Origin of the sequence: Williamsia limnetica, from assembly GCF_003217475.1 — a bacterium.
Taxonomy (GTDB): domain Bacteria; phylum Actinomycetota; class Actinomycetes; order Mycobacteriales; family Mycobacteriaceae; genus Williamsia; species Williamsia limnetica.
Map to the genome: position 1 here is coordinate 1 of NZ_QJSP01000038.1, position 9,288 is coordinate 9,288.

Below are 9,288 nucleotides of genomic sequence, written 5' to 3' on the forward strand. Positions count from 1 at the left end.
TCGTCCGGGCGGACGTCTTTGAGTGAGCCTTTGCCGGCTCGGCCGATCGGTGAGCGGGCGGTGGCGACGATGACGGCCTCTGGCATGCGAACTCCTGTGAAAATAGGTTGGACGTGCAGCTATGTAAGGTTTCGCGATCTGACGTTACGCCAGCCGGCGATTGTCGCGGAGGCGGACCTCGAAAGCTTGCGCCGGTGTGTTCGGCGCTGGTCTCATCAGCGGCGCGCGGCCCGGTTCAGATAGGCCCGCGTCCGCGCCGACCATTTGTTGTCCTCGGCGATGGCCGACACCGCCGGTGGCTCGGGGAGGGGACCCGAGCCCCACTCACCGAGCCCGGAAAGCACCGCCGGCAGCAGGATCTGCGCGGCGAGTTCATATCCGGCAGCGGATGGGTGGTACTTGTCTGCCGAGAGCATGCGGTCGGGTGCGGCCAAGAACTCCCGGGCCAGCAGATCGGCCAGGGGGACCGGAGTGCCGCCTGCCGCCCGGGTCTCGATCGCCTGCGCAGCGGCCAACCGTAGACCGTACTGTCGGATCACGGTGCGCAGCGGCTGCGGGATCGCCGCGATGACGCCGAGATCAGGACACGTTCCGACGACCACCAGGGCGCCCGCCTCACGGAGCCGGCGGACGGCCGACCCGAGCCGTTTGGCCGATGCACGGACGCCGCTGGTGCTGGTCACATCGTTGGCACCGATGAAGATGATCGCGATGTCGGGTGGCGGTCCGGCAATCAGCATGGCGTCCACCTGCCCCGTCAGACTCCGCGACGTGGCTCCGACGATCGCCTTGGTACTCAACCGGATTCGCTTGCCGGTCTCCTCGGTCAGTTTGCGGGTCAGCTGGACGCCCGGGGTCTCGTCGGCGACCTCGGCGCCGAGGCCTGCGGCGGTCGAGTCCCCGAAGACCATGACGTGGAGGTCGAAATCTTCGCCGCGCCGCACCCGCAGCGGACCGAGACCCTCCGGTCCGTAGATTCCATCGCCGTTCGGTGCGTTGTCCGTCCTGTGCGGGATCACGGTGCGGGCGGTGCGGGCCTGGCCGTTCAGAAAGGTCCAGGCACCCCATCCGGCGCCGGCGGTGCCGGCTGTTGCGGCGGCGGTTGCCGCCAGATCACGAGCAAGCCGACGCTTGGATCCGGACACAGCTCCAACATAATCGAAGCGGTCTGGAACGATGGACTCATGCGCATCGCAAGTCACGTGACCGACCTCATCGGCAACACCCCGCTGGTTCAGCTCAACTCCGTCGTCCAGCCGGGATCCGGCCTGGTCGCGGCCAAGGTCGAGTACCTCAACCCCGGCGGCAGCTCCAAGGACCGCATCGCGGTCAAGATGATCGACGCCGCCGAGGCCTCCGGAGAACTCAAGCCCGGAGGCACCATCGTCGAACCGACATCCGGCAACACCGGCATCGGGCTCGCGCTGGTCGCTCAGCAGCGCGGGTACCACTGCGTGTTCGTCTGCCCGGACAAGGTCGGCGAGGACAAGCGGAACGTGCTGCGTGCATACGGCGCCGAGGTGGTCGTCTGCCCGACCGCTGTGCCGCCCGAGCACCCCGACAGCTACTACAGCGTCTCCGACCGCCTCACGCGTGAGATCGAGGGTGGTTGGAAGCCGAACCAGTATTCGAACCCGGCCGGTCCCGAGAGCCACTACGAGACCACCGGGCCCGAGATCTGGAACGACACCGACGGCAAGATCACCCACTTCGTGGCAGGTGTGGGAACCGGTGGCACCATCACCGGCGCCGGCCGCTACCTCAAGGAAATGTCGGGCGGGAAGGTCAAGGTCGTCGGTGCTGATCCCGAGGGCTCGGTGTACTCCGGAGGAACCGGGCGGCCGTACCTCGTCGAGGGCGTCGGCGAGGACTTCTGGCCGAGCGCGTACGACCCGGCGATCCCCGACGAGATCATCGCCGTCTCCGATGCCGACTCCTTTGAGATGACGCGACGTCTGGCCCGAGAAGAGGGCCTGCTCGTCGGCGGCTCGTGCGGCATGGCCGTCGTCGCGGCTCTCCGCGTCGCCGAGCGGGAAGGCCCCGATGCGCTGGTGGTCGTGCTGCTGCCGGACGGTGGCCGCGGATACATGGGCAAGATCTTCAACGACCGCTGGATGAGCAGCTACGGCTTCCTGCGGACGCCGCTGGATGGCAAAGGCAAGATCGAGCCGCTGGTCGGCGAGGTCTTGCGTGGCAAATCGGGCGCGTTGCCCGATCTGGTGCACACCCACCCGTCCGAGACGCTGCGTGACGCCATCGAGATCCTGCGTGAATACGGGGTGTCGCAGATGCCCGTCGTCGGTGCGGAGCCGCCGATCATGGCCGGGGAGGTCGCCGGCGCGGTGACCGAGCGTGAGCTGCTCAGCGCGGTGTTCGAAGGCCGCGCCAGCCTCGCGGATCCGGTCAGTGCGCACATGGGCAAGCCTTTCCCGCTCATCGGCTCCGGAGAACCCGTCTCGACCGCCACCAAGGCGCTCGGGGACACCGACGCCCTGATGGTGGTCGAAGACGGAAAACCGATCGGCGTGATCACCCGTCACGACCTGTTGGGATTCGTCAGCGCGATCGCCTAGGGGCATTTCTGCTCGGCCGCGAATTCGGGCGATGTCGGGGGGCTCTACGCTGGAAGACATGAGTGAGCAGCGCAGCAAAACCGACTCGCACAACTGGCAGGGATTCGCGACCAAGGCGATCCACGCCGGATACGAACCCGACCCGCTGACCGGCGCGGTGAACGTGCCGATCTACGCGAGTTCGACGTTCGCCCAAGATGGCGTCGGCGGATTACGTGGCGGCTTCGAATACGCACGTACAGGTAACCCGACGCGGCAGGCCCTCGAGGGCAACATCGCGGCCCTGGAGGAAGGCAGCTTCGGCCGGGCGTTCTCATCCGGCATGGCCGCCACCGACGCGTTGCTGCGCGCGACCCTGCGCCCGGGCGACCACCTCGTCATCCCGAACGACGCCTACGGCGGCACCTTCCGGCTCATCGACAAGGTGTTCACCCAGTGGGGGATCGAGTACTCGGTCGCGCCTGTCACCGACGTCGACGCGGTGCGTGCCGCCATCCGTCCGAACACTAAGCTGGTGTGGATCGAGACACCGACCAACCCGCTGCTCAACGTCGGCGACATCGAGGCGCTGGCAGCGGTCGCCCATGAGGCGGGCACCAAACTGGTGGTGGACAACACCTTCGCCTCGCCCTACCTGCAACGCCCGATCACCCTGGGTGCAGACGTGGTGCTGCACTCGACCACCAAGTACCTCGGCGGTCACTCCGACGTCGTCGGCGGAGCCCTGGTCACCGACGACGAACAGCTCGACACCGATCTGGCGTTCCTGCAGAACGGCGCAGGCGCGGTACCCGGACCGTTCGACGCATATCTCACCCTGCGCGGCATCAAAACCCTTGCCGTGCGGATGGATCGGCACAGCGACAACGCCGAGAAGATCGTCGAGTTCTTGCTCGCCCACCCGAAGATCGACTCCGTGCTGTACCCCGGCCTCGAGTCCCATCCCGGCCACGCTGCGGCCGCGAAGCAGATGACCCGGTTCGGCGGAATGATCTCGGTGCGCGTGGCCGGCGGCCTCGAAGCCGCTCAGCAGTTCTGCGATCGCACCGAGGTGTTCACACTTGCCGAGTCGCTCGGCGGTATCGAGTCGCTGATCGAACATCCGGGCGCGATGACCCACGCCTCGACGGCAGGTTCGCTACTCGAGGTCCCGGACGACCTGGTGCGCCTCTCCGTCGGCATCGAGGACATCGGTGACCTGCTCGGGGACATCGAAAACGCACTGGGTTGAATTTGCTCGCTCCGCTCGCGGGGTCGTCGCGGCCCTGAGCGCGTCGTCTTCCCTCCTCCTCGCATCGCTCCGCTCGCTCCTCGTCAGTCCAGACAACGCGGGGCCGCGAGACCGTTGGGGTTGGGAGTGGGTCACGTCAGGCCACGAGTTCGGCGTGCCGCACCTAGGCTGGGGCGATGGCTGGTTCTGACGGATTGATCGACGCAGCCCAGATCGACCGGGCTGTGCAATTGCTGGCGCCGGCGATGCGTCGCACGCCGGTGGTCGCGTCGCGGGCGCTGTCGGAGAAATGTGGCCACGAAGTCTGGCTGAAGTGTGAAAACCTGCAGCGTACGGGATCTTTCAAACCGCGAGGCGCGTACCTGCGGATCGCGGGGCTGTCCGACACCGAGCGTGCACACGGAGTGGTGGCCGCCAGCGCGGGCAATCACGCGCAAGGTGTCGCCTGGTCGGCGACCACGCTGGGTATCAGGTCCCGGGTCTACATGCCCATCGGTGCCTCACTCCCGAAGATCGCGGCGACGAGGGCGTACGGCGCCGAAGTGATACTCGAAGGCGAATACGTCGACGATGCCCTCGAGGCCGCGCTTGCGTACGCGGCCGAGACCGGCGCCGTCCTGATCCACCCGTTCGATCACCCCGACATCGTCGCGGGCCAGGCGACGGTCGGGATGGAGATCATCGAGCAGATGCCCGACGTCGGAACTGTTCTGGTCCCGCTCGGCGGAGGCGGGCTGCTCGCGGGTGTGGCGGCTGCGATCAAGCTCTACAAACCGGGCGTGCGGCTAGTCGGCGTGCAGGCGGCCGAAGCGGCAGCGTGGCCCGCATCGCTGTCCGAGGGGAAACCGCTGCGCGCAGCGTCGATGAACACGATGGCCGACGGTATCGCGGTCGCCAAGCCCGGCAAGGTGCCGTTCGTGCACGTCCGCGAACTCGTCGACGAAGTGGTGACTGTCACGGAGGAGGCCATCTCTCAGGCCTTGCTGCTGGTGCTCGAGCGAGCCAAGTTGGTGGTGGAACCGGCAGGGGCGACGGCGGTGGCCGCCCTGACTAGCCTCCCGGATCTCCGGCTCGACGGCGAGGTGTGTGTGGTGCTCTCAGGGGGCAACATCGATCCGCTGTTGCTGACGCAGGTGACCACGCACGGCCTCCGGGCAGCCGGCCGTTACATGACGATCACCGCCACGGTGTCCGACCGTCCCGGTGGTTTGGTGGCCTTGCTGGCCCTGCTGCGTGATCTCAGTGCCAGCGTTGTCGACGTGATCCATTCGCGGGTCAGCGGCGAACTCCGGCTCGGTGAGGTCCAGGTGACGGTGAGTTTGGAGACGAAGGGTCCCGATCACCAGAAGGCGGTCCGACAAGCGCTCTCCACCGCCGGTTACCTCGGAGACTGAGGCGGCGCTGTCCGATTTTCCTTAGGCTCAAGGACATGGCAATCGATTACACGAAACGTCCGCAGTCGAATCCGACTCCCCAGGCCTCTCCTCCTGCCTCCCCGTCGACCGCCCCGGCCGCAGGGTCTTCGGTCAATCTGAGCAAGATCGCGCTGACCAAGAGCAGTCCGACCGTGAGTCTCGCCAAGGCCGGTGCGTCCGGCGGCACGATTCGGATCAATCTGAACTGGGCCCAGGCCTCGGGTTCGGGTGGCGGCTTCTTCAAGAGAAAAAGTGGCGTCGATCTCGACCTTCGGTGCCTGTATGAGCTGGCCGACGGTTCCCTGGGCGGTGTCGGCGCGTTGGATCGCAACTTCGGTTCGCTGGAGCAGCGGCCCTTCATCAAGCTCGATCAGGATGACCGGTCCGGCAGCGCGGTGTCCGGCGAGAACATGTTCGTGAACCTGGCCGATCCGGCGGTGTTCCGGCGCATCCTCGTTTTTGCCGACATCTACGAAGGGAGTCCCAACTGGGCGGCCGTCGACGGCGTTGTCACCGTTGAGTCCCAGTTCGGTCCGCCGATCGAGGTTCGCATGGATTCGAAGAAAAACAACCTGCGTACGGCGTCGATCGCTCTGATCGAGTCAGGGCCACACGGCGTGACGATCACTCGGGCCGTCGATTACTTCTCCGGCGGAGACAAGATGGACAAGCATTTCCGCTGGGGTCTCAACTGGGGCCGCGGCAGCAAATAGGGGGCTCACCTGGGCTCCTGGCTTGGTTCGATGACATCGACCGGCGTGACAACCTCTGTTGATTTATCAATGGGCGTTGACAAGTTACGGTCGGCCTTCTAGCGTCATGAGAACACGTTGCAAGCTAGGAGCCAGAGATGACTGAAGCGCTGAAGTACGTTCCGGAGCACACCAAGGCGACGACTGGCGACGACTACGCCCAGGTTCTCGACGACCTGTCGAGCGCGTCGGTGCACCGCAACTTCGATCCGTACATCGACATCGACTGGGATGCGCCGCACATGGCAGTCGTCCCAAACGACCCGCGCTGGGTGCTGTCCAAGGACGTCGACCCGATCGGCCGGCATCCCTGGTACCAGGAGCAGCCGCTCGACAAGCAGATCAAGATCGGGATGTGGCGTCAGGCGAATGTGGCCAAGGTCGGCCTGCAGTTCGAATCCGTTCTCATCCGTGGCCTGATGCAGTACAGCTTCAAGATGCCGAACGGTGCACCCGAGTTCCGCTACACCACCCATGAGTCCAAAGAAGAGTGCAACCACACTCTGATGTTCCAGGAGTTCATCAACCGCACCGGTGTCGACGTGCCGGGTGCAAAGATCGGCTACCGGATGATCTCGCCCCTGGTGCCGTTGGCCTCGACCATCTTCCCGAGCCTGTTCTTCTTTGGTGTGCTCGGCGGCGAAGAGCCCATCGACCACATCCAGAAGGACTTCCTGCGCAACCGCGACGAGATGCACCCGACCATGATGGCCGTGATGCAACTCCATGTCGCCGAGGAGGCACGCCACATCTCCTTCGCGCATCACCTTCTCCGCGAGACCATTCCGAGGAAGAACTTCTTCCAGCGTTTTCTGTTGTCGCTGATGTTCCCGATTGTCATGCGTGTGCTGTGTGGGGCGATCGTGGTTCCACCGAAATCATTTCAGAAGGATTTCGGTGTGCCCGATGAGGTCATGAAGGAAATCTTCTGGAAGTCCGACAAGTCGCGGAAGTTCTTGCACAACGTATTCGGTGACGTCCGGATGCTGGGCGAGCAGTGTGGCCTGATGAATCCGGTCTCACGGTTCCTTTGGAAGATCCTGGGCATCGGGGGACGCCCGTCGCGGTTCCGCAGTGAACCCACATACACGGCAGCGTGATCGGTGCCTCACGTCGTCACGCAGGCCTGCTGCGCAGATGCCTCGTGCGTGTACGCCTGCCCGGTCAACTGCATCCATCCGACCCCGGATGAGCCTGATTTCCTGACGTCGGAGATGCTCTACATCGACCCGGCGACCTGCGTCGACTGCGGTGCCTGTGTGAGCGCATGCCCGGTCGGCGCAATCGTTCCGAGTCACCGTATCGAGCCCGAAGACGAGCGCTATCTGCAGATCAACGCGGCACACTACGGCGACGTCGCGCAGTCCCCGGTGCGATTCCCGGTGGACTCGAGCCTGCGGTTGCCGCTGGCGCCCATCAGCGCGCCGAAGCCGATCGCTATTCCGGGTGGGGGAGAGATCCGGGTGGCGATCGTGGGGTCGGGACCGTCGGCGATGTACGCGGCCGATGATCTCTTGCGCTATCCCAACGTACGGGTCACCATGTACGAGCGCCTCGACAAGCCGTTCGGGCTGGCTCGGTATGGTGTTGCCCCAGATCACCTTTCGACCAGAAAGGTGATGGCACTCTTCGATGAGATGGCTCGCGACAGCCGACTCGACATCATGCTGAACAGCGAAGTGGGCCGCGATGTCAGCCTTGACGACCTCAGTCGTGACTTCCACGGTGTCATCTATGCCGGTGGTGCAGGCAGTGACCGTCGACTGGACATTCCCGGTGCCGATCTCGCCAATGTCGCCAGCGCCACCGAGTTCGTCGGTTGGTACAACGGCCACCCCGATCATGTGCACCGGTCCTTCGACCTGTCGCAGCGCCGAGTGGTGCTCATCGGCAACGGCAACGTCGCCCTCGACGTCGCAAGGATCCTCACCACCGACCCCGATCGCCTTGCCGCGACCTCGATCTCGCCGTCCGCGCTGGCTGCGCTGAGACGGTCGAAGGTCGAGGAGGTTTTGGTCGTCGGTCGGCGTGGGCCACGCGACGCCGCATTCACGCTGCCCGAATTGGTCGGCCTGGCCGACGGTGGCGCGCACGTGGCCATCGATCCAGACCTCATCAAAACGACGGACATGGACGGGGTCGACGACCACACGATTGCGGAAAAACTCGCGGTGCTGTCCGAGATAGCGCAGCGCGCAACGACATCCGGCCCGGTGATCAGGTTCGGCTTCCTGCGGTCGCCGCAGGAGATAACGTCCGACGCCGCCGGATCGGTTGCCGGCGTCACGTTCGGGATCAACAGACCGGGACCCGGTGGCATCGGGATCGAATCGACGGGAAGCACCGAGACGATCGAAGCCGGCCTCGTCCTCACCTCTATCGGCTACAAGGGCGTCGAGGTCCCAGGGCTGCCGTTCGACCACGTCCGCGGAGTGATCCCCAACGAGGCCGGCAGAGTCGTGGGCGACAGCGGTCCGATGACTGGGGTATACGTCACCGGATGGATCAAGCGGGGGCCCTCGGGATTCATCGGAACCAACAAGGCCGACTCCGCCGAGACCGTGGCGCAACTGCGTGCCGATCTCGAAGCGGGGCGACTTTCCGCAGACGCGCCGCCGCGGCGTCGGCGTCCGTTCCGGCGCTGACGTCGCTCACGCGGCATGGGACGCCGCCCGGTTGCCGGTCAGGCGTTCGCTGGGGTCGAGGATGACGGTGACCGCTCCGAGGGTGCGTCCGACGCGCTCGAACAGTCGGTCGACCTGCCCGGCATCTGACGGATCTGCGACCACGCCGTAGACCAGCCCACGACGGACGCCGTTGAGTAGTGGTACCAGTTCGTGAACCGATGCGCTCGTGAGCGCGGTGCGTATGTCGTTGTCGACGAGGCCGCGCACCAGTGTGCGGGTGCGTTCGGTGCCGTCGAGTACGACGAGAACCACGTCTGCTGAAGTGACCATGTTAGAGCCTCCTGGAATCTGTACGGGTGGACGTATTCAGATAAGCGGCCCAACCTTCGTATGGGATCGGGCCTGGCTGTGAGTTGGCAGTGCCTCGACACGTGATCGCAAGGCCGATCCAACGTCGCTAATGCTGGGTGTTCAGAAGGGTGGTGGGTTGTCCTCGCTCTTTCTGCGGTTGCGTAGTCGTTCTTGTTGACGGCGTATGTGTTTGGCGTGGGTGCGGGTGTGTTGTCGGGTGGGTGGTGGCGGTGTTTGTCGTGGCGGTGGGTGCGGGGGTGTGTGGGGTTCCCAGTCGTCGAAGACGATGTGGCGTAGTGCTGGGAAGAGGTCGTTGCCGGTCCAGGCGGGGCCGTGGTA

Annotated in this window: 8 protein-coding genes and 1 pseudogene; 6 read left to right on the forward strand and 3 right to left on the reverse strand. The window is 65.3% G+C overall.

Annotation, left to right across the window (positions count from 1 at the left end):
- Nucleotides 1-215: 215 nt before the first annotated feature.
- Nucleotides 216-1,145, reverse strand: a complete 930-nt coding sequence (locus DFR67_RS29915) for an SGNH/GDSL hydrolase family protein (RefSeq protein ID WP_110473092.1) — start codon at nucleotides 1,143-1,145, stop codon at nucleotides 216-218.
- A 39-nt stretch (nucleotides 1,146-1,184) separates the two neighbouring features.
- Here DFR67_RS29915 and DFR67_RS29920 point away from each other — a divergent pair, with 39 nt between their 5' ends.
- The 6 genes from DFR67_RS29920 (at nucleotide 1,185) to DFR67_RS29945 (ending at nucleotide 8,616) form a co-directional block, all read left to right on the forward strand.
- Nucleotides 1,185-2,573, forward strand: coding sequence for a cystathionine beta-synthase (locus DFR67_RS29920; protein ID WP_110473093.1), 1,389 nt, complete (start codon nucleotides 1,185-1,187; stop codon nucleotides 2,571-2,573).
- 58 nt (nucleotides 2,574-2,631) lie between these two features.
- Nucleotides 2,632-3,804 carry a cystathionine gamma-synthase gene (locus tag DFR67_RS29925; RefSeq protein WP_110473094.1) on the forward strand — a complete coding sequence of 391 codons (1,173 nt, stop codon included), beginning with the start codon at nucleotides 2,632-2,634 and terminating at the stop codon, nucleotides 3,802-3,804.
- Between the two features lie 176 nt (nucleotides 3,805-3,980).
- Complete coding sequence (gene ilvA / locus DFR67_RS29930) at nucleotides 3,981-5,198, forward strand: threonine ammonia-lyase (protein WP_110473095.1); 1,218 nt, start codon at nucleotides 3,981-3,983, stop codon at nucleotides 5,196-5,198.
- 35 nt (nucleotides 5,199-5,233) lie between these two features.
- Nucleotides 5,234-5,932: a TerD family protein gene (locus DFR67_RS29935; RefSeq protein WP_110473096.1), complete on the forward strand. Its 699-nt coding sequence runs from the start codon at nucleotides 5,234-5,236 to the stop codon at nucleotides 5,930-5,932.
- 137 nt (nucleotides 5,933-6,069) lie between these two features.
- Entirely contained in the window at nucleotides 6,070-7,071 is a 1,002-nt protein-coding gene (locus DFR67_RS29940; RefSeq protein ID WP_110473097.1) for an AurF N-oxygenase family protein, read from the forward strand.
- Nucleotides 7,072-7,074: 3 nt separating this feature from the next.
- Nucleotides 7,075-8,616, forward strand: a complete 1,542-nt coding sequence (locus tag DFR67_RS29945) for an FAD-dependent oxidoreductase (RefSeq protein ID WP_110473098.1) — start codon at nucleotides 7,075-7,077, stop codon at nucleotides 8,614-8,616.
- 6 nt (nucleotides 8,617-8,622) lie between these two features.
- On the opposite strand, the gene DFR67_RS29950 is transcribed toward DFR67_RS29945, so the two are convergent.
- Together DFR67_RS29950 and DFR67_RS31010 are read right to left on the reverse strand one after the other, a co-directional pair.
- Nucleotides 8,623-8,928: a hypothetical protein gene (locus tag DFR67_RS29950; RefSeq protein WP_110473099.1), complete on the reverse strand. Its 306-nt coding sequence runs from the start codon at nucleotides 8,926-8,928 to the stop codon at nucleotides 8,623-8,625.
- 141 nt (nucleotides 8,929-9,069) lie between these two features.
- Nucleotides 9,070-9,288: pseudogene (locus DFR67_RS31010) on the reverse strand (HNH endonuclease); the annotation flags it as partial.